Here is a 23,557-nt window from a genome sequence, read left to right on the forward strand (position 1 = left end):
CGAAGTTTAAAACTTCGGATTTTTAATATTTGAATTAAGCCCAGATGGCGAAATTGGTAGACGCGCTGGTTTCAGGGACCAGTGTCAGTAATGACGTGCAGGTTCGAGTCCTGTTCTGGGCACAAAGCTATTCTATGATGGGATAGCTTTTGTCTTATTTCCCGGTTGGTTACAAGGTTACTCTCTTTCAATCCAAATAAAAATGGAAGCGTGATGGTAATCTAAGTTAAGTATCTGAACACAAGCTTATCGAGACCTATTGTTTTCAGATTGATTTGAAACCACTGCAGGAGTTTACCATCATAGTCTCTTTTTTGCTTGTTGTCATCCAAATCGGTCTGTCCTAATAAATTGTTATTGGAGCAGATGTCCTATAATGTTAATATGTCATAGCAGATATAAATTAGGAGATGAAATTAAAAATACTCTATGGACTAAAGAATACTTATATTTTTGATTTCACAGATTGGTTGTTGTAAAAATTGTAAATTGTGCGCCAATTTATTGAATTAGCATCTTTAAAAATATTAGAGACGAAATATAGACATTGTTTTATTCAACTTACGAAGTAAAGCATTTATTAGTGTGAATGAGAAAGAACTCTTGAAAGAATTATCAAAAGGTAATGTATTAGCCTTTAGTCAAATGGTTGCTTTATACGAAACGCGTCTATTGTATTTTGCCAATCATTATTTAAATGATGAAGAAACGGCAAAAGATATAGTACAGGATGTATTTTCAGTTTTGTGGGAAGAAAATTATAAGCTAGAGAATGTAAACAATCTTTCTTCATGGATTTATACTTTAGCTAAAAACCTTTGTCTAAAAAAGATTGATTCCTTTAAGGTTAGGCGCAAGTATGAAGATAATCTTAAGCATCAGCAGACGATGCTAATACAAAATGCGTTACGTGAACTTAATACCTCACCTGCTGCATTTCAGGATATTAATACAATATTGAAGCAAACATTATCACAATTACCCAAGCAAAGTAGGCGGATTTTTGAAATGAGTCGTTTCGAAAACAAAAAGAATAAGGAAATTGCTGAAGAGTTGAATATCTCGATTAAAACAGTAGAGGCTGCTATAACTAAATCATTAAAACTACTGCGTTTAGCATTAAGGCATTACCTACCAATTCTTTTTATATAAAGTGCCGCTGCTTCTTTCCATGTGGGAAGGTTTTGCGCTTTTGTATTACAGATTAAAGCGTAATAATTTATCCGATGAGAAAGAAATATGAAAAAAATAAAGATTTGTAATAGGGTTTTTATCTATTAAACGTACTTATAGGTGTAAAGCTCTTGCAATGAATAGAAAATTATTACACGAATTTGCTTTAAATAAACTTAATGACGACTCTGAGATCAAGGAGGTACTAGATTGGATCAAGGCGTCAGATGAAAATAAAAAGGAATTTATCCGGCTTAAAAACCTTTGGGCTGTAGCAGATTTCAGAAATTATGATGTAATTAATGAAAATCAGCAGATTATAAGTAGTTCAACCGCACCCAAACGAATTAATTTGTTATCTATATTAAAGGTTGCGGCTGTTTTTATCCTGGTGTTTTTTGCAGGAGGAGCTTCTTTTTGGACGTTGAAATCATTTAAGAATAAAACCAGTGAAGCGTTATACGTAATTGCAATTGCACCTGAGGGATCTGTAGCCAAAACTATTTTACCTGATAGCACAGAAATTTACCTGAACTCTGGTTCCGAAATAAAGTATGACGCAAATGACTTTTTAAATAACCGGGAAGTTTTCATGGAAGGAGAGGCATGGTTCAGTGTCAGAAGCAATAAAGAAAAGACATTTGTAGTGCATACACCTTTCTACAAGGTTAATGTCTTGGGAACAAAATTCAATATAAAAACATATAGTGATGATCAGAATGTTGTAACCACCTTAGAAGAAGGTTCTGTTCTTATTACTTCTTTAAACAAGTTTAAATTGGATAGAAACATCGTTTTAAAGCCAGGAGAACAGCTCGTATTTAATAAAAACAGTAAACAACTAAAAAAACTTACCGTAGATCCCAGTCTTTATTCTGCATGGCGTGAGAATAAGCTGATTTTCATTAACATGTCTTTTGAGAATTTGCTAAAGTTACTAGAGCGAAAGTATGGTGTGGATATAGAGGTGGTAGATTCCTCACTTTTAGACGAAAATTATACGGGAACAATTAAAAATGAAACCATTCTGGAAGTGATGGATCTTATTCAACTAACACATCCGGTGACATACTCAATTGAAGGACAAAAAATTGTAATACGAAAAAAATAGGAGGGAATAAATGGAATAGAAACAATCAACATTAACCTAAGAAAACAGAAGATGCGCTAACATCTTCTGCAATTTGAATTAATTAACCGGTGCGCTAACACCAATTAATCTAATTAAATACATTACAAATTTATGAAAAAAAATGGTAACCAATGCTGCCTTTTTAAAGAGTGGCATAAACTATTGTTTGTTATGAGATTATCAATAGTTTTGATGTTAATAGGGATAATGCATGTAACTGCCACAGTAAATTCTCAAACAAGAGTTTCGGTAAAGGCTTCAAATCAAAAAGTTGGAGAAGTATTAAAGCAAATCGAAAGTGAAAGTGGAATTAGGTTCTTCTACAAAGAAGAGCATGTGGATGCCAATCGGGCCATAAGCATTTCTGCTAAAGATGAGACAATTGAAGAGGTTTTAAGTGAGATTTTTGAAGGCACAAGTGTTGAATATCGTTTTTTCGGAAATGAATTGATTTTATTATCTACATCAGAGGATAGTGCGAATTCTACAGTTCATTATCAAGCTCAGCAACGTGAGGTTAAAGGAATAGTTAGAGATAAAAATGGCGAGCCTTTGCCTGGTGTTAATGTTTATGAGAAAGGCAATCCTACCCATGGTGTGATTACAGGTATCGATGGAGGTTACAGTATTAATGTTGGTTCATCTGATGTGATATTGATATTTTCTTTTATTGGATACGAAGATCAGGAATTAAACACAGCCGGAAGGCAGGAAATCAATGTTACATTAATTGAGGAATTTACAGACCTGAATGAAGTGGTTGTGATTGGCTATGGAACAAAGGCAAAAGCCACGGTAACTGGCGCAGTTTCGACTGTTTCAAGCGATGTGTTGAAAGATCAGCCACAACCAAGTGTTGTAAATTCATTACAAGGTATTGTACCAGGTCTCCAAATAACAAGAGGTGGGGGTTCAATCGGTGATGAAGGTCAAGGTATTCAATTACGTGGGGTTACATCTAAATCTGATCCTGGAGTATTAGTAATAATCGATGGAATACCGCAAAGTTTTACAAGTGCCTTAGGATTAAGCAACTTAAATCCTGCTGATGTTGAAAGTATGACAGTTCTTAAAGATGCTCAGGCAGCAATTTACGGAGCTCGGGCAGCAGGTGGTGTGATCCTGATTACTACAAAAAAGGGTAAAAAGGGTAAGCCTCAATTCAATTATACAAATAATTTTGCTCTAAGAGTTCCTGGGAAAACTCCTGATAAGGTGAATTTAAACCAGATGATTGAAATGTCAGTTGATGCCTGGGAGTCAGATGGTCAAACAACACATGCATGGAGTAAGTTAGCCGAAAATTATCCTTATGATCTAAGTAGTGGCGAAGTATTAATTGGTCAGGGACCTTTCCCGGATACACCTGATATTATTGCAACTGACTTTGATTGGTGGGACTATATTTTTGGCAATGCATTAACACAAAAACATGATTTTAGTGTCTCTGGGGCAGGTGACAAGTCAAACTATTTTTTATCTGTTGGATACTTGAAAGAGGAGTCAATGCTAAATTATGGTGAGAATCAACACAAAAAATACTTTACTCGTGCTAAATATGATTATCAGGTAACAGATTGGTTGAATATTGGTACAAACTGGTCATTGGAAAAGAAAGAACTAATAAGGCCATATGAATTAGAAAGTACTGATTGGGGACGCTTTTACTGGACAATGGAAAACACCTATTCATCCCAGGTACCGTTTAACCCTGCTGGTAATACTTATGGATGGGGAGGTGGAGATTTTAGAACTCCTCGTGCATGGCTTGAAAAAAATGGAGACGAGAAGATCGAAAATTATAGGATCAGGCCAACATTTGAGTTTACAATGACACCTTTAGAAGGTTTACAGATTAAAGGACAATATAGTTTATTTATTGATTTTTATGATGTTGCCTGGCAGAAAAAACACTTTAAAGTGTATTCTTGGGAAAATAATTTCCTGTCTCAAAATATAAGGCCGGAAGATAATGCAGCCGGTTCAAAATATCACAAGCATACTCAACAGGTTGTTAACCTATATGCAAACTACTCTAAAAAAATAAATAACCATAATTTTGACCTGATGGTTGGAGGAGCTCACGAAGAAACCTGGAGAAGAGGCTTTGAAGCCTCAATCATGAACTTAATAACTCCAACCCTTCCGGTCATGAATATTGGTGATCCTGACACAAGGTGGATACAAGAATTTGCCAATGATTGGGCAATTAAATCATTTTTTAGTCGCTTGAGTTATAATTATGCTGGTAGGTATTTTGTTGAAGCAACAATGAGACGCGATGGGTCCAGTAAATTTGCGGATGGACATCGATGGGGAACATACCCCGGAGTATCAGGTGGATGGATTCTGACTGAAGAAAACTTTATGGGTAATGTCAAAAAGTATGTTGAATACTTAAAATTACGCGCAAGTTATGGAGAGTTGGGTAACCAGGCTAATGTTGGCTTATATGATCATTTTGCTACAATAGGAACTGGAAATGTTTATCCCTTTGGCTCATATGCTTCTCCATCCCGCTCACCGGCTGCATGGGTTAATGGAATGACAAGCCTCACCAGAACCTGGGAAACAATCAAAACCAAGAATATTGGTATAGATGCTTATTTCTTAAATAACCGTCTTGGAGTAACTGCGGATTATTTCATTAAGAATACAGAAGGAATGCTTGTAGGAAGAGAATATCCTAAGGTGTTAGGTGCTGAACCACCAAAGGTTAACGGAGGTAGTTTAGAGGTAAAAGGTTATGAATTAAGTGTTAACTGGAGAGACAAAATAAACGATTTTAACTATAGCATCCAGTTCAATTTGAGTGATAATAAGGCTAAGGTTACAAGTCTTGAGGACACTCAGGTACCTTGGCACGGGCGTAATGACTTTGTAGAAGGGTATGCTCCTGGTACTTATTTCCTATTCCAATATGGAGGCAAAATTCAGGATGAAGCTACATTAGAACGATATAAACAAATCGAGGGGGTTCCGGGAAATTTACGTGTGGGCGATATCATGGTTAACGATTTGGATGGTGATGGTGTACTTGAAAAGAGATTATACGATCCAGGTAATCCTGAGGAAAGTGGAGATTTAATCCCTGTTGTAAATGATAATATCAGATACCAATTTAGTAGCGTTATAACTTGCGGATATAGAAATTTTGATTTTTCAGCTACCCTTCAGGGTGTTGGTAAATGGATGGTATTTGATAATGCATTGCCTCTAGGTGGAGGATGGTGGAAAATGCCGGAATTACGTTATTATAACAAAACATGGACACCGGATAATATTGATTCAAAATATCCACGCCTAACAGCTGATGGAGGTATAGGGGGGTGGAATTATCAACAAACTGATGCTGGTTATAAGTTATATGACAATAAATATTTAAGGTTGAAATCCATTACGTTAGGATATACTTTGCCGAAAAACTTAGTTCAAAAAGTGGGTATAGGTAATTGTCGTGTTTATTTTAGCGGGTTTGATCTGTTCGAATTACAGAACATACCAAAACACTCTGATCCAGAAAGACCGTTTGTTGCTATGTTTACACCATTCGCAAGAACATTTTCAATGGGCCTTGATTTAACCTTTTAAATTTGAAGTAATGAGAAGTAAAAAATACTTATATATATTAATGATGTTAATTATGACATTATTGACATCATGCGAAAAGGATTTAAACTTACATCCATTGGATGTAATAAGTGAAGAAACTTTCTTTGTCACGGCAAATGATTATAAACTATACGCTAATAATTTCTATTTTATTTTACCAGAATTAGGAACTATTAGTGATCAGGGAGATTTAACCATTGGTAATGGTTATAACGAAATTGCTAATGGTACATGGGTGGCACCTGAAAGTGATGGTACCTGGAATAGTCTTTATGATGTAAATCGTAGAATATTAATTGCATTCGATAAATATGAGGCCCTTGAAGATGAAAGTGTCATAGAAGAGGCCAAACCATATATTGCGGAGATGAAGTTCTTTTTGGCAATGAAATATCTTGAAGGATTGGTGAAATTTGGTGGTGTACCTATTGTAATGGAGGTTCTGGATTTGGATAGTGAAGGTCTTTATGCACCACGAAACACGAGAGAAGAAGTAATGGCATACATTATAACATTGTTAGAAGAAGCTATTGCAGATTTACCACAGCAAGATGAATTAGAGGCGGCTGACAACGGCAGGGTAACGAAAAGTGCGGCTCAGGCCCTATTGGCTCGTGCAGCACTATTTGAAGGAACCTGGAGTAAATTCCATGATAAAGGAGATGGTAAAGAATACTTACAACTTGCTAAAAATATGGCTTTAGCTGTAATTAATAGTAAGCAATATGAACTTTGGGATTATAGAGATGAGATGGACGATGACAGTTACAGATTTGGCTTTATTTTACAAGGGAATGCACAAACAAACCCTGCAAACTTAACATTGGCAGATAACAAGGAATATATTCTAATACGGCGTAGAGATCAGTTGGTTAGTCCCGGAGGATCGTGGACTGCAGCCCTGTTTGGAGAATATCATATGAGTCCCACCAAAAAATATGCAGATATGTTCTTGTGTGATGACGGGTTACCCATTGACAGGTCAGGTAGGTTTCTTGGATATGATGAACCAACTTTCGAATATCAGAATAGGGATCCTCGAATGAAACAGGTTCTTATAGAACCATTCACAAGATATTGGAGTAATAATTTGGGGCCTTTAAACAGAGATTGGGCGAACCCAACCGAAAACGGGGTTATATATGAGGTTGAAATAGGAACGCGTACGCGCACTGGATATTTGCAAAAGAAGTTTAAGCAGGAGATAAATGGTGATGCCTTTAGTTTTCCTGTAATACGGTTAGCTGAAATATATTTAATTTATGCTGAAGCTACATTTGAACTTGATGAAAGCATCAGTGATTCTGATTTAGATCTTTCGATAAATAAGTTACGGGACAGAGTAGGTATGCCTAAATTATCCAATGCTTTTGTGACGGGAAATGGTCTGGATATGCAGACTGAGATACGTCGCGAAAGGAATATTGAATTATTTATGGAAACTAATCGACGTGATGATTTACGGAGGTGGAAGGTTGCAGAAGATGAGATGATTAAGCCGGTTAAGGGAATTACCTGGGAAGGTACTTATTATGAAACGACTGAGCCATGGAGTAATATAAGCGCTGAGCTTGGTGAAGATGGTGCTATAATAATAGAAGATGGAAGGGAATTTAAACCGAAGCACTATTTATTTCCAATACCTTTGAGGCAAATAATATTAAATCCGGCTTTGGAACAAAATCCAGGTTGGTAATCAATGATGGATATTCCTAATGCAAAGGTGTGTGCAATTGGCACACACCTTTATATTTATATACTGTAACAATCAAGAGTAACCTTGAAACCATTGATATATTAATGACTTATAGTATAAAATTTTGGTTTGAGATCGATTACTTATATCACTTCAGATAATTAGAGGTTAAATTCAAATAGCAATTTTTTTACTAGAAAAATAAAAGTATTTTATACATTTATGGTCGCCAAAGTTATCTTTGTCATCTAAACTTGAAACAGTAAGATCAAAAAGTTGATAACGATTTAATGAAGTATAGTATTAGTAATAAGGTGATTAGTTGTGATAAAGGCGCCGGCGGATATAGGAAAGATAAATAGAACAAAAGAATATAACTCAGGTATGAACTGTCAGCAAGTGGGAATCATTGAAGCGAAATGAACACTCCTACCATGCATTTATATATTTTTTTACAAAACATGCTAAAACGTTTAAGCGATTTGTAAATAATAAACAGAGGTATAGAGTGAAGGTTGGTTAGATAATTATGTGGAAGCTCCTAATTACCTATGATATAAGGAAAATATAAGTTGAAACTAAAATGTTCTTTGCGCTAAGAAATAAACGATTATGAAAAGACGAAAATCCAAATCTTTATTAAATAATGTGTTAGGTAAGTGCATTGCTCTTACTTTACTATTAAATTATGCCTGCATGCCTAAGAGTCAAATACAAGATACTGGCCTTAGTAGTAATGGCAATCCTATAATTCCCGGATATTTTGCCGATCCGTCCATATTTATGGATGATGACAGCACATTTTATATCTACGCCACAACCGATGGGTATGATGTAGGAAAATTTACCAACGGTCCTTTTGGTGTGTGGAAATCAAAGGACTTTAAAAGTTGGAAATTCTATAATTTCGATTACCCACAAAATTTTCCCTATGTGAGTGAAAAGCATTGGGCTCCTTCAGTTACCAAAGGAGCAGATGGACGATATTACATGTACTTTGTAAAAGATGGTTATGATTGTTTTGTCGTTTCATCAGAATCACCTACAGGACCATGGATAGAAGAAAATGGAGGTAAAGTTGTATATGAAAATATGTTTGATGCAGAGGTATTCAAGGATACCGATGGTTCATACTATCTGATTTATCAGGCGCCAAAAATAGAAGGAAAATACTCTTTATGGTTAGGAAGATTAAAAGAAAACATGGTTGAATTTGAGGGGGAGCCTCAAAAACTTTACGAAAACTTCGATCTGTTTGAAGGGCCGGGTATGTTTAAACGTAATGGGAAATATTATTTACTGTATTCAGCTGGAGGTTTAGGTGGTTCCTATCATGTCAATGCGGCTTATGGAGGAGAAAATATTTGGGGACCTTATCAACCACATAATGAGAAAGAAAAAAAGTATGATCCAATTATAAAACCTATTCCCGAGAAAAACATGATTTCTACAGGGCACAATTCTGTCTTAAAAATAGATTCAGAGTATTATATGGTCTATCATCGTAAAGCTTACCCATACCGTAAAGGTTCTGATTTATGGCGACAGGTAGCAATAGAAAAATTGCAATTTGATGAAAATGGGCGTTTGATAAGTATTAAACCAACAGAGGAAGGGATCAATCCCTTAGGTGGGTCATTAAAGCCGACAAACAATAAAGCTTATGCAACAATGGTGAAAGCTTCATCAACGAAGGATTCTTTGTTTAATGCCGGTTTTGTAACAGATATGAATAATGGCACAATGTGGAAAGCAAAGGAGAATACCTATCCTCAGACAATTGAGATTGATCTTGGTAAGCCAATTGAATTAAATGAGGTACTCATCTATTTTGAATATGCAACGGAAGCTTATCGATACACAATTGAATCTTCTAAAAACGGTGTACAATGGGAGTTAATAGCAGATAAAACTGAAAATAAAGAATTAGCCTGTCCGACATTGGATGCTGTTAAAACAAAGGCCAGGTATATTAAAATTAGAGTAACTGGTTCTGGAAAGCAGAATCAGGCTGTTGGAATTTGGGAAGTAATTTGTAAATAGAAAGATATGAAAAGATGTAATATAGTTGTAATCCTGTTAATAATATTAGTTGGGATGAGTGCTTTTTCCCAAAATAAGTTTGAACATATGGTGCCGGAAGACAAAGACTTATCGCCATTATGGGAAAAATCGTTATTAGCAGATGAAGGGCAGAAAATTTACAGAGGAGATGAACTAAAAACGATCGGCATGCCTGTAGGTGGCATTGGTGCCGGTCAATTGTATGTGAGAGGTGATGGAACGCTGGCCTGTTGGTGGATTGCTAACAACGCGTATAACACAGGCCCCGGACGTTCAGATGAAATGAATTTTAATACACCGCATGGACCATGGCAGGTATGTTATCAAACTTTTGAGCCGTTTAGTTATTTTAAGCAAGGGTTTAAAATAGAGATAGAGACAAAGAAAAAAAACTACACGAAGCAGCTAAATAAGACCGATTTCAATAACATCGGTTTTATAGGAAATTACCCAATTGCCACCGTGCGGTATGAGAGTGATGAGTTTAAATTACCAGTGAGTATTCAAATGGGGGCTTTTTCGCCATTTATTCCGATGCAGCTGCGCGAGTCGGCCAATCCGGCTACCATCCTGAAATTCAATCTTAAAAACACTTCAAAGCATACAGCCAATGTGAATTTAAGTGGTTTTATTCAAAACATGGTGATGGCCGACCTTAAAAATGAAGTTAAAGGTCAAATCCGTAATACTGACCGCAGTCATTCTAATCGTTCAACTTTATTTATGGATTATGTACCCGAAAATCAAGCATATAAACATCATCCATATTTTGGCAATATGTCACTAAGTTTATTGGGTATTAAAGGAGATGTAAATACGGGTAATGGTAATAATGATGAAGCTACAAGTCAACTTGGAGAAGAGTTGATAGGAGACGTAAGCGCAAACTTCGAATTAAAATCTGGTGAAGATAAAGAGGTAATCTTCCTGTTATCATGGTATTTTCCCAATCGTCCGCAAGATGTAGACATGGGATGGGATTGGAACAAACCCATTAAAACAGAAGGTCCGATTAGAGGAAATATGTATGCTAACTGGTTTAATTCATCTCTTGATGTCGCAGATTATATTCAAGCTAATTTTGATTACCTGGCTGGCTCAACATATCAGTTTCATAAAAGTTGGTACCAAAAATCCAGTTTGCCATACTGGTTGAAGCAACGCATACTGATGCCGGTATCAATATTGGCCACAGAAACAGTACAGTGGTATGCAGATGATAAATTCATGTTGTGGGAAGGCGTTGGATCATGCTACGGTAATTGTACTCATGTATATAACTATGCTCAGTCAACAGCAGCATTATTTCCACAGATAGAGCGTAGTATCCGTGAGAAATCTGATTTTGGCGTTTCATTTAAAGGTGATGGCGGCATCTTGTCGCGCGACGGGCGTGAGCGCGTTTTTATGGATGGGCACTTAGGAGCAATCTTAAAAGCTTATCGTGAGCATCTTAATTCGAAAGATGATATATTCCTTTCACGCAATTGGCGCAAGATTAAAAAAGCCATGGAGTTTGCCATTAAAGATGATGGTAACGATGATGGCCTGATGGAAAGTACACAATCAAATACCTACGATATTAATTTTAGCGGAGCAAATACTTATGTAGGTAGCTTATACCTCGCAGCTCTTAAAGCATGTTCTGAGATGGCACAAGTGATGGGAGAACAGGAATTTGCTCGCAAATGTTCAGAGATTGCAGAAAGAGGAGGTCAGATGTCAGTCGAACGCTTATGGAACGGGCATTACTTTATTCAGGATGTAGATTTGAAAAAGCACCCTAAATTTCAATATGCAACAGGATGTTTGAGTGATCAGTTATTTGGTCAAACCTGGTCATATTTGCTAGACTTAGGGAACTTGTATCAGGCTGATAAAGTCAATACGACATTTCAATCCATTTGGAAGTACAACTGGGCTCCCGACGTAGGTCCACAGGCTGCTAAATACACACCCGAAAGAGATTATGCAGTAGCGGGTGAGCCGGGCTTATTTATTTGTACATGGCCGTTTAGCAAGCATATGAATAAAAACGGGGTTCGTTACCGTAATGAAGTCTGGACAGGAATTGAATACCAGGTAGCGACAGGAATGATTTATAACGGAATGATAACAGAAGGTCTGTCATTGGTTAAATCTGTTCATGAACGTTATAGTCCTGAAAAGCACAACCCATGGAACGAGGTAGAATGCGGCGACCATTATGGCCGTGCCAAAGCATCATGGGGTATCTTGAAAGCACTGGAAGGATATCACTATAATGGTCCAAAAGGCATCTTAAAGTTTGCCCCTAAGATTCATGTAGATAGCTTTAATGGCTTTATTACTACAGCCGAGGGATGGGGAACTTATTCGCAAACTAGCGCAGATGAAAAATCAGAATGCACCATCCAAATTGATTTTGGAAAAGTGGCTGTTAATGAATTAGAAGTCCCGGCATTAGGTAAAAATGCATTAGTGTTAGTAAATGGCAATAAAGTATCAGCTGATGTAGCAAATGTCGATGGAAAGTGGTCAATATCGAACCTGAATTTAGTACTTCATAAAGGCGATAAGCTTGAAGTTGTTCAATAAAAGACGATACGGATGCGATCCTTTTTATAAGACAAATGTAGAGATCGCATCTTTAGATAGATGATGGATGTATCGACATGTTGCAAAAAACGTTGCAATGAGTTTGTAAATAACCTAAAAAACAAAGTTTATGAAATATCAAATATTAACTATTGCCTGTTACCTGACCTCCATTTTAATAATAGGTGGATGTACGGCAACAAAGAAAGAAAATGATCCCAATTTGAAACTCTTTTACAATCAGCCTGCTAAAAGTTGGCAGGAAGAAGCTCTGCCCTTGGGAAATGGTTATATGGGGGTGATGTTTTTTGGTGGAGTAGAAAAGGAACGTTTCCAGATAACAGAAACAACTCTTTGGTCCGGAGGACCGGGGACTGGAGAGAAATACAATTATGGAATCAGAAAAGATGCATGGAAAAGCCTGAAAGAAGTAAGAAAACTGTTAAAAGACAACAAGTTTAAAGAAGCTCATGAATTGGTCAATAATAATTTGACAGGTATTATCCATAAAGAACCAGATTCAGTTGGTTGGCATTATTTTGGAGATTATGGTGCACAACAAACTATGGGTGACCTATATGTTGAAGTCGAAAAGAATGCTTCGATTGAAGGGTATCGCCGTGAGTTGGATATTTCCAATGCAACTGCAACTGTAACCTACAAAGATGGAGAAGTAAACCATAAGCGTCGTATTTTTGCCAATTACCCATCGAAAGTAGTTGTCTATGAGTTTAAAAACGACAGTAAGGATGGTTTGGATTATCAAATTGAATTCAAAACGCCACATAAGGCAATCGATGAAATGTATAGTAATGATATTTACTCGTTTCGCGGAAGTGTTAAGGATAATGACATGCAATTTGAGTATCGCTTGAAAATAGATACCGACAATGGAACGGTTCAGTTCAAGGATGGTAAGATGATTGCGCAGGGATGCAAGCATTTGGTGTTGTACCAGGCAGCATCAACGGATTACTTGAATGTATATCCCCATTATAAGGGAAATAACTATGTTGAGGACAATAATGTGGTTTTTAATGCGATTAAGGAAAAAGGAGTTGAGCAGCTTTATACAGAGCATGTAAATGATTACCAGTCACTTTTTAGCAGAGTTTCTTTGGACTTAAAAGGCGAGCCATCTAAGTATAATATACCGACCGATGAACGATTGAAAAGATACTTTAAAGAACCGGACTTAGATTTGGAAAGTCTGTTTTTTCAATACAATCGTTATCTGATGATTGCAGGTTCTCGGGTTGGGACAATGCCACTCAATTTACAAGGTAAATGGAATAATTCAACGGCACCTGCATGGGCAGCTGACTACCATATGAACATTAATCAGCAAATGCTGTATTGGCCAGCCGAAGTTACCAACTTGAGTGAGTGTCATATGCCACTGTTTGATTATTGCGAATCTTTGGTTGAACCAGGAAGAGTTTCCACAAAGGAGTTCTGGAATCTGCGTGGTTGGACTGTCAGTACCATGAATAACCCTTTTGGATTTACGTCTTCAGGATGGGATTTTCCATGGGGATACTTTCCCGGAGGGGCAGCCTGGTTATGCCAACATTTTTGGGAACATTATCAGTTTACAGGAGATGAAGCTTTTCTGCGGGAAAGGGCTTATCCAATCATGAAAGAGGCTGCTTTGTTTTGGATTGATTATTTAATGGAAGATGATAATGGTTACCTGGTATCTTGTCCATCCTATTCTCCAGAGCATGGAGGAATTTCAACAGGTGCCTCGATGGATCATCAAATGGCCTGGGATTTACTGGACAACTGTATCCACGCATGTAATGTTTTGAGTATAGATGACGATTTTAAGACTCAGGCAATAACTACACGCGATAAAATTTGTCCGCCTATGATTGGTAAATGGGGACAGTTGCAGGAATGGAAAGAAGATGTAGATGATCCGAAAAGTCAGCACCGTCATGTGTCTCATTTGTTTGCAGTTCATCCGGGACATCAAATTACAGAAAGTCAAACTCCGGAATTGGCAAATGCAGCACGAGTTTCTTTGAATGCAAGGGGTGATGGAGGAACCGGATGGTCAATGGCCTGGAAGATTAACTTTTGGGCACGACTGAAAGATGGCAACCATGCATATAAAATGTTAAAGGAGTTGATTGACCCGTATAATATCAAGGACAAACAAAAGTTCCTTAACAGGGGAGGAACGTATAGCAATTTATTTACTACTCATCCACCATTTCAGTTAGATGGAAATATGGGGGGAACAGCAGGTATAGCAGAGATGCTGATTCAATCGCATGAGGGAATGGTTGAGATATTGCCAGCTTTACCAGATGCATGGAAATCAGGTAAGGTGAAAGGATTGAAGGCGCGAGGAGGTTATGAGTTGGATATTGAGTGGCAGGACAAGAAAGTTATCCGCTTGAGAATAAAACCAGATTATAAAAACGATTGTAAGATAATGGTGAATGGTCAGCTAATGGAGTTAACCAGACTTGTTCAACAAAAATGGCAGGAAGTTAAGATTTAACTAAAGTCCCTTTTAATGGGGAAAGTTATAATTATAAGATTGTTATAAGGGGCATATCATTAAGGTTGCCCCTTCAATGTATTCAATAAGTTTTCCGGTATGAAGTTGAATCTGATTCTTGTTTGAGCTTTTGTTTTTAAAACAAAGAAAAATACATTTGTAAATAAACCTGGAGCTTTCTAAGCTTAATAATCCAATCAAGAAATGGCGCATGATAATATTGATGAGTTCTTGTTTGAAAAATTTTTACAAGGAGATGAATCAGTCTTTAATGTAATTTTTGAAAGATATTATTCTGCATTATCAGGCTTTTGTGAGCAATTTATATATGATAGCGAGCAAAGTAAAAACATAGCTCAGGAAGCATATATTAATCTTTGGCTTAAGCGTAGTAAAGTTAATCAGTATAGTGGAATCAAATCGTTTCTTTATACCTATGCTAAGTCAGCATGTTTAAACTACATCCGGCACAAGAAAATTGAAGAGAGATATAAACAGAAACAACTACAAATTCAAGAAGAGGAGTTGAACAGCATGGTGTTAAATCAACTTCGATTTGATGGAGAGGAATTTAAAGAACTGGAAGAACATATCAAACGAACAATTGAAAAAATGCCGGAAAAATGTCGGATGGTATTTGAATTGAAACGTTTTAGTGGTCTCAAAAACGTTGAGGTTGCGCAAAAACTTGGAATAACAGAAAAAGCAGTAGAAGCAAACATGACCAGGGCGATAAAACATTTAAAAACTGCATTAGCACCCTATCTTCCTGTGTTCTTATTAGAAATTTTTCTATCCTGATTTTTAATCCTTTAGTGAACTTGTAAAAAAATGTAATTAAAATATAAAAATAAATGTAGGGTGTTTTACAAGTTGTGTTTACTTAATGTGTAAGCATGATTAAAACAATGGATAACTATCTAGTAAATAAATACCTTATTGGCGATGCCACCGAAAGAGAGGTTCAACAACTGTTTAATTGGATATACCTATCGGAGGACAATAAGAAGCAATTTATCGAGTATAAAAAAGCATGGGCTCTGACATCTGCTTCCGATATGACCTCCCAGTCAACAGAAGAAGGGTGGGGCCAGGTTCGAAAAAGTCTCCCGATTGGTCAAAAAAACAGGAAGTTATATCGTGTAATGCGGTATGTTGCAATTTTGATTATTGTTTTCGGAATTGGAATGACAGTTCAATATTTGTCATTCAAAGATTCTAATGAAAATACGTTATTCGCAAAAGGCTTGACAACAATACAAGTGCCCAAAGGACAAACAAGTTCTGTTGTTTTAGCTGATGGAACAGAGGTGGTGCTTAATTCTGGAAGTAGTCTGTCATTCTTCCCTGTTTTAACAGAAGGGAATAGGTTGGTGAAATTAGAAGGGGAAGGTTTTTTTAAGGTTACCCATGATAGCATTCATCCATTTATTGTGCAGACTGACGATATTGATGTTAAAGTATATGGAACCTCCTTTAATGTTAATGCATACGCGGAAGAAAACACAGTTAGCGCCACGCTTGTTGAAGGTAGTATTGGTTTGCTGGATAAAAAAGGTCACCAACTGATTAGGCTTGCTCCAAACGAAAAAGTTACCTATAAAAAAGAAACGTTCGATCTGAAAGTTGAAAAAGTAGATGCAAGAAAATTTACTGCATGGAAAGAAGGAATCTTTGAATTTAATAACATTAAGCTGTCAGAGCTAGCTGTTATTCTGGAAAGGTGGTATAATGTAGAAATTGTAATTGAAGATTCTAAACGAGAGCAAGTTATCTATGAAGGAACTATTCTAAAACATAAGTCAATTCATCAGATACTTGACATTTTAAAATACACAGCAAACTTAAATTATAAGTTCGAAGAACAGGCCGGAAAGCCTGACATTATCAGATGGTATTAAAGTAAGGTCATACTAATCTCTTAATTGAGTTAGTGTGTAATAGTTGTTCAATCAGTTAACTAATAGGGGAATAGTATATGGATACATCTTAAAAAAATGAGCCGGATATATTGGTAGTATATTCGACTCAAAAAAGGTTGTTTGATAGCCAACCTTAAAATTAAATAACAGCCTTTGACGAGGCATATTATTAATTGAACATTGCAAATTTATGAAAAAAAAGTATGAAATGGGCTATCCCAGGATAGACCGCATTAAAAGACTATTACGTATTATGAAGATCGCGGTAGCATTATTATTGGTATTTACAATAGGGGCTAATGCCAATTCATTCGGACAAAAGACTACTGTCAGTTTTACTATGAAAAACACCTCTATTGCAGAGGTTTTAAATCGACTGGAGAAAGAGACTGGTTATCACTTTTTTATTCAGGAAGAATCCTCAGAGCTGACACAAAAGGTGGATGTAAATTATTCTGATGTTTCAATTATGAATGCATTGGATGAGTTACTTGATAAAACCGGATTAGGATTTCGAGTCATTGATAATTACATAGCCATAATAAAAACAGAGACTTCTGCTAATATGCCAATGCAGCAGGGGTCTATAACAATTAATGGTGTTGTTACAGATTCTAATGGAGATCCGTTACCAGGCGTTAACGTATATGAAAAGGGTAATCCAACAAAAGGAGTTATAACGGGAATTGATGGTAACTACAGTATTAACGTTAGCTCAGCAGATGTTATTTTGTTGTATTCATATATTGGTTTTGACGATCAGGAAGTAAATGTTGCTGGCAGAACAGAAGTTAATATTACGCTTTTGGAAGAATTCACTGACTTGGATGAAGTTATTGTGGTTGGTTATGGAACCAAGGCAAGGACAAGTGTTACTGGTGCTGTAGAGGTAGCAGATAGTAAGCTGTTAACACGAAAAGCTAATACAAATGCGATGAGTGCAATCGCAACAACTTTGCCTGGTTTAGCGGTGACGCGAAATAGTGGACGTGTTGGAGATGAAGGGTATTCATTTTCAATACGTGGGTTGACATCGGTCAATAATAATAATGTTCAACCACTTGTGGTGATTGACGGTGTTCCTGGAGACTATGAACAGCTTGAGTTGATGAATCCTGAGGATATAAAAAATGTTGTGTTGTTAAAGGATGCTTCTGCTGCAATTTATGGTGCCAGAGCTGCGCAAGGTGTGATTTTAGTAACAACAAAAAATGGTGTGCGTGGTAAAATGACAGTTAGCTATAAGGCTGATTGGAATATGAAGACGATTGGTTTATATCCTGAAAAGGCTTCAATGAATGAGCATGCAAAGTTTGGCATACAAGGATTTGAAAATGATGGAAACTTTAATTCACCAATGCATGCATTTAAGGATTATGTTGATACTCCATATGATGAGACAAAAACAATTCAAGGACCTTTCGGGCAAACAACTCCAGCTGTGAAATGGATGAATAATGACTGGGTTGATGCAATGTGGAAAAATGCTTCAACTGTGAATCATAATGTTTCCTTAAGTGGAGGTAATGAAAAATCGATATATTATTTCTCGTTAGGTTATTTAAAGGAAAATAGTCCATTAAAATTTGGTGAGAATAATCACGAGCGTTACAACATGAAATTGAAGCACACGTACAACGTGACCAATAAATTTCAAATACATTCAAATGTTGTACTTGGCTGGAGAGAATTAGTTGAGCCAACACTATTAAATGATGCCTTGAGTGAAATTACCAGGGTATGGGGGTGTGCTCCTGTCTACGCTGAAAATGGTATGTTTTTTCAATTTGCAGATTTCCAGGCACCAGCTGCTTCATTGGAACTGGGTGGAGAAAGTACAAATAAAAAATTAACCGTAAACCTTGATTTAAAAGCGATTTATACTTTTGATAAGGCTTTAGAGGGATTGAAAGCAACCTTTGCTTTTGGTATGAATGATGTGCAAAGTGTAACCAGGAATTATTTAAAACAATATTATACTCATAATAACGAGTACGAGTGGTTAAGCCCAAATACAAGAAGATATAAATCTTCAAGAGCACAGAATTTCTTGTGGGAAAATACATTTAAAAATTACTCATTTTATCTGAATTACGATAAGAATATTGGTGAAGATCATGATATTAATGCGATGTTGGGTGCTTCACAAGAAGAAAATTTATACGAGCATTTCAATGCCACTAGATGGAATATGCTAAATGATGATTTACACACCCTAAATTTAGGAGATCCTAACCAGATGGAAAATACTGGGGGTGGTAATGAATGGGCTTTAAGATCATTTTTTGCCAGAGCAGGATATTCTTATAAGCAAAAGTATTCAGCTGAATTCATTTTTCGTCGCGATGGTTCTTCTAAATTCGTAGATGATAAACGTTATAAAAACTTTTATGGAGTATTAGGATCTTATAACATTAGTAATGAAGATTTTATTCGTGATTTAGGAGTGTTTGATAATTTGAAACTGAGATTATCATACGGAGAATCAGGATATCAAGGTGGAATAGGTTTATATGACTATATTCAGCTTATTAACCTAAACGGTGAATATCCAATGGGAATTAACGATTCTCGTGGTTCAAGAGCCAGATTAGGTGGTATGGTTAGTGAAACCAGAACTTGGGAAACAATTGCAACATCAAATATTGGTCTTGATGTTGGTGTCTTGAACAACCGATTAACTGCTAACATCGATTTTTTCAAGAAAGAAAACAAAAACATGTTACTTAGTGTAACTTACCCGGAAGTTCTTGGTGGTACACCCCCAAAAACCAACAATGGTTCTTTAGAAACGGTAGGTTATGAAATTGCTTTAAATTGGAGTGATCGCATTGGTAATTTTAATTATTACATAGGAGCCAGCTTACAGGATGATAAAAATAAAATTACCGATTTGGCAGGCGCCGAAAACAGAGGCGTAGGCATCGTTAAGACAAAAGAAGGTTATGCATTAAATTCAGTTTGGGTATATCAATACGATGGTATTTTGAAAACTCAAGAAGAAGTAGATGCGTACAAAGAAATCGAGCGTGTTAATCCTAATTTGATTGTAGGTGATGTGCGCATAAAAGATTTAGATGGTGATGGTAGGATTTTCCCATATGAAAACGAAGAAACAGGAGATAAAGGTGACTTAGTACATATTGGTGATTTAAATCCTCGCTATCGATTTAATTTTAGACTGGGTGGATCATATAAGAATATTGATTTTTCTGCAACATTTACAGGTGTTGGAAAACAGTTAACACAGTTATCAAGACAGTGGGATATGATGCCAGGTTCTGCATTTTGGGTATCACCTTTTAAATATTTTGTTGACAATACATATTCGGCAGAAAATCCGAATGGCAGATTTGGTGCTGCTGCACAGGCATGGGGAAGCCCCCGTTTTGGATGGAACTACCAACAAAGTACTTTAATGTATCAGGAAATTTGGTGGATGAAATTGAATGACATTCAAATTGGATATACTTTAACTCCTAAGAATGTACCTCTATTAGAAAGAATTGGTGTGCAGCAAATGCGAATTTTTGCTAACGGAAAAGACGTAACTGAGTGGTCTAATATTGCTGATGGATTTGATCCTGAAGTAGGTTATAAGGTTAATCACTATCCATTTATGAGATACTATGGAGGTGGAGTTCAAATCACATTTTAATTCGTAAAAATTGATGATAATGAAAATGTTAAATAAAATTGTAGTTTTATTACTGATTTTGGTAATAGGATTTGCATGTACAGATGATATTACGCGGGAACCACTAGATACACTAAGTGAAGCTGCTTTTTTTAGAAATGCTGAGGATTTTTCTCTTTTTGCTAATAATTTTTATCCTACACTTCCTAGATGGGGGTATGGTGATAACCAATCAGACATAACGAGAGGTTCCGATTTTAATCAAGTAAGTAATGGAACAAATGTAGTTCCAAATACATCAAGTTTTTGGAATGATAGTTATACAAATTTAAGAAGTGTAAATTTCTTACTTGAGAAATTTGACGAATTTCCGGAAGAAGATAAAGAGACAATTGAGCGATATGCGGGTGAAGCTTTATGGTTTAGAGCATGGTATTATTTTAACTTAGCTAAAGCATACGGAGGTGTTCCTATTGTAAAGCGTGTTCTGGATATTGATAGTGAAGAATTGTATGCTCCACGTAATACAAGAGCTGAAGTTTTTACACTAATTGTAGAAGATTTGGAAAAAGCTGTTGATTATTTGCCATGGCATGATCAAACACCCGAAGAGGAGTACAACCGCATTAATAAAGAAGGTGCTTTAGCATTATTGGCTCGTGTATGCTTATTTGAAGGTACTTGGCAAAAACATAGGGGTGTAAATGGCTCTGTATACCTGCAAAAAGCAAAAGATGCAGCTAAATCAGTGATGGATAAAGCGAATTATAAGCTTTGGCGTCATCCTGAATTAGGTGAAACATGGTATGCTGATTTATTTACGTTAGATGGAATTCAGAATAATAAGTTATCATTAGACAAAACTTCTAATGAAGAATTCATTGTTGTACGTGCACATAATCCAGAATTCCAAGCTGTTCCAAGAGGCGTTTGGGGTGATAGAGTGTCAAATCGTTTATCACCGACTAAGAAATTAGCTGATATGTATTTATGCGTTGATGGTCTTCCAATTGATAAATCAGGTTTATTTCAAGGATACTTGGAGCGTGATTCTGAATATGAGAATAGAGATTTACGCATGATCAGTTTGTTTAAAATTCCTGGAAAACAATATTGGAGTGTTGGGGCTTTAGGTCGTGATTGGAGTGTGCCTGATGAAGAGTTAGGTGATCCGGAAACAAGTGGTGGATTTATTCATTTTGAGGAGAATATTTTTGGAGGACAAACATCTACTGGATATACTCATCGACATGCTGTTCCATCAAATACTGCAGAAGTATATGGATACAATTATCCTGTTATTCGGTACGCTGAGGTACTATTAACTTACGCTGAAGCCACCTATGAATTAAGTGATGCAATTAGTGATGATGATTTAGATATTTCATTAAATCTTGTAAGAGAAAGAGTTGATATGCCAAAATTGACAAATGCTTTTGTCACAAGTAATGCTTTAGATATGAGGGATGAAATACGAAGAGAAAGGACTATAGAACATGCATATGAAGGGTTTAGATTTGATGATATTCGCAGGTGGTATACCGCTCATATAGAATTAAAGCAAGCAATGAAAGGTATCGTTTACAAAGGTACTGCTTGGGAGGATTTTATGGATCTGGAAGGTGAATTTGATGGAGACGGAAGTTTAATTTGTGAAGATGAAAGTACAAGAAAGTTTGATAAGGATAAAAACTATCTTTTCCCATTGCCTATTAATGAGTTAGAGATTAATAAGAATTTAGAACAAAATCCTAATTGGTAACAAATAATGAATTTTTATACAAGAGTTAATCAAACTGATTAGCTCTTGTATACAGTTTAACCAAATTTTTAATACAAAAACAAAAAGCTATGAAAACAATGCAATTAATTGGAATTTTAGGAATTTGCTTAATTATTGGAACTTCTGGTAAAGTAGTATCTAATGAAGTGTCTCATACTAATGCAGAAATAGCTTTAACAGCAGGTAGCTATAATGAAGCAACTTTGAGTTTTGATGATTGTGATATTTATTTGTGGGTAACAGGAGATACTCAAGTACAATGTGAGGTTACCAATAAATCAACTAATTTTAACTATAGTGAGATTTCGTCTTGTTTGGTTGAAAATATGTGGCGTCTTGGAGAAAGTGGTTATTCAGGTGAAGGTACGTGGAACATCTCTAATTATGGGATAACAACCATTGACCTTAACCAATCTGGCTCTACCTTCTTTAATGTAACCAGAAATGGGGTAACAAAAACCGCATACCTTTGCCCGGGGTATTAATAATTAAACTAGAAAGAGGGATCAACTCCCTCTTTTCAAAATGGAAGGAGTAAATAAAAACTGGATGATGAAAACAAGACTATTTCTGTCAGGCATAACTGTGTTATTATTTATTAGTACCACAGTAGCACAAAATAAGAAACTAACCTTCTCCGATATTACCAATAAATTTCACGATTTGGAAGCATTAGCTTTTCTGCCACAGGAGGGAGAGAAAAGCCTGATGGCATCGAGTTACGACAGAAAAAGCATGTATAATTCGGAGCAAGATAAGTATGAAAACTGGACTGCTAATTATGATGGCAATGGGTATTTAGATGAAGAAGAGGGCTATTATATTATGGCCGATATAAAAGGTACCGGTTTTATCAATCGGATCTGGTCGGCCAAACCCGAAGAGGGAGACATCATTATAGAAGTGGACGGAAAAGAGGTGTTAACTTCAAGTGCAGAGGATTTGTTTAGTGTAGACAAGGCACCCTTTAATTTTCCAGGTTTAGTTTATAGCAGTGCCAAGGGGCGAAATATTTACGTGCCCATTTGTTTTCAAAAATCCATTAAAATAAAGGCCGCTAAAGATTGGGGACAGTTTTACCACATTAACTACACCTTGCTTCCTAAAGGTTATAAAGTACCTGCTTTTACCGGAGAATTTAGTACTGAGGAAAGAGAGATACTTCTTGAGTTAGAAGAAAAAGTATATGCTTCACATACTAATGTTACAGGAGAAAACACTATTGAGAGAACATTCTCGTTAGGTGAAGCACAATCCAAAGAAATTATTTTACAAGGAAAAGAGGCTATCACACGTTTTGAAGTAGAGATAGTTGGAGGTGATTTCTACGATGATTTATTAAGAAACATTGAGCTGAAAATATATTGGGACAATAGCCCGGAAACAGCTGTTAAATGCCCATTAAGTGCCTTTTTTGGAGCGAATGTGCATAACCCGGGCAAATTAAGT

13 protein-coding genes and 1 tRNA gene are annotated in these 23,557 nt (G+C 36.2%); all 14 read left to right on the plus strand.

Annotated elements, in window-relative coordinates:
- Positions 1-38: 38 nt before the first annotated feature.
- A tRNA-Leu gene (locus AC4MRQ_RS09160) sits at positions 39-122 on the plus strand.
- 463 nt (positions 123-585) lie between these two features.
- A complete protein-coding gene (locus AC4MRQ_RS09165; RefSeq protein ID WP_491197366.1) occupies positions 586-1,152 on the plus strand; it encodes an RNA polymerase sigma-70 factor in 567 nt (188 codons plus the stop codon).
- A 157-nt stretch (positions 1,153-1,309) separates the two neighbouring features.
- On the plus strand, positions 1,310-2,284 hold the full coding sequence (locus AC4MRQ_RS09170; protein ID WP_491197367.1) for a FecR family protein: 975 nt from the start codon (positions 1,310-1,312) through the stop codon (positions 2,282-2,284).
- A 192-nt stretch (positions 2,285-2,476) separates the two neighbouring features.
- Entirely contained in the window at positions 2,477-5,896 is a 3,420-nt protein-coding gene (locus AC4MRQ_RS09175) for a TonB-dependent receptor (RefSeq protein WP_491197368.1), read from the plus strand.
- Between the two features lie 10 nt (positions 5,897-5,906).
- Entirely contained in the window at positions 5,907-7,613 is a 1,707-nt protein-coding gene (locus AC4MRQ_RS09180) for a RagB/SusD family nutrient uptake outer membrane protein (RefSeq protein WP_491197369.1), read from the plus strand.
- Positions 7,614-8,225: 612 nt separating this feature from the next.
- Entirely contained in the window at positions 8,226-9,656 is a 1,431-nt protein-coding gene (locus AC4MRQ_RS09185; protein WP_491197370.1) for a family 43 glycosylhydrolase, read from the plus strand.
- Between the two features lie 6 nt (positions 9,657-9,662).
- The gene (locus AC4MRQ_RS09190; protein ID WP_491197371.1) at positions 9,663-12,254 is read left to right on the plus strand and encodes a GH116 family glycosyl hydrolase; all 2,592 of its coding nucleotides are present in this window, start codon (positions 9,663-9,665) and stop codon (positions 12,252-12,254) included.
- 130 nt (positions 12,255-12,384) lie between these two features.
- Positions 12,385-14,766, plus strand: a complete 2,382-nt coding sequence (locus tag AC4MRQ_RS09195; protein ID WP_491197372.1) for a glycoside hydrolase family 95 protein — start codon at positions 12,385-12,387, stop codon at positions 14,764-14,766.
- A gap of 204 nt (positions 14,767-14,970) precedes the next feature.
- Positions 14,971-15,567: an RNA polymerase sigma-70 factor gene (locus tag AC4MRQ_RS09200; protein WP_491197373.1), complete on the plus strand. Its 597-nt coding sequence runs from the start codon at positions 14,971-14,973 to the stop codon at positions 15,565-15,567.
- Between the two features lie 107 nt (positions 15,568-15,674).
- Entirely contained in the window at positions 15,675-16,667 is a 993-nt protein-coding gene (locus AC4MRQ_RS09205) for a FecR family protein (RefSeq protein WP_491197374.1), read from the plus strand.
- 211 nt (positions 16,668-16,878) lie between these two features.
- Complete coding sequence (locus tag AC4MRQ_RS09210; RefSeq protein WP_491197375.1) at positions 16,879-20,346, plus strand: SusC/RagA family TonB-linked outer membrane protein; 3,468 nt, start codon at positions 16,879-16,881, stop codon at positions 20,344-20,346.
- A 19-nt stretch (positions 20,347-20,365) separates the two neighbouring features.
- A complete protein-coding gene (locus AC4MRQ_RS09215; protein WP_491197376.1) occupies positions 20,366-22,087 on the plus strand; it encodes a RagB/SusD family nutrient uptake outer membrane protein in 1,722 nt (573 codons plus the stop codon).
- A gap of 89 nt (positions 22,088-22,176) precedes the next feature.
- On the plus strand, positions 22,177-22,593 hold the full coding sequence (locus tag AC4MRQ_RS09220; RefSeq protein WP_491197377.1) for a hypothetical protein: 417 nt from the start codon (positions 22,177-22,179) through the stop codon (positions 22,591-22,593).
- Between the two features lie 64 nt (positions 22,594-22,657).
- Positions 22,658-23,557, plus strand: a 900-nt coding sequence (locus tag AC4MRQ_RS09225; RefSeq protein WP_491197378.1) for a hypothetical protein, incomplete at its 3' end; no start/stop codon positions are given.

Source organism: Carboxylicivirga sp. (genome assembly GCF_982718395.1).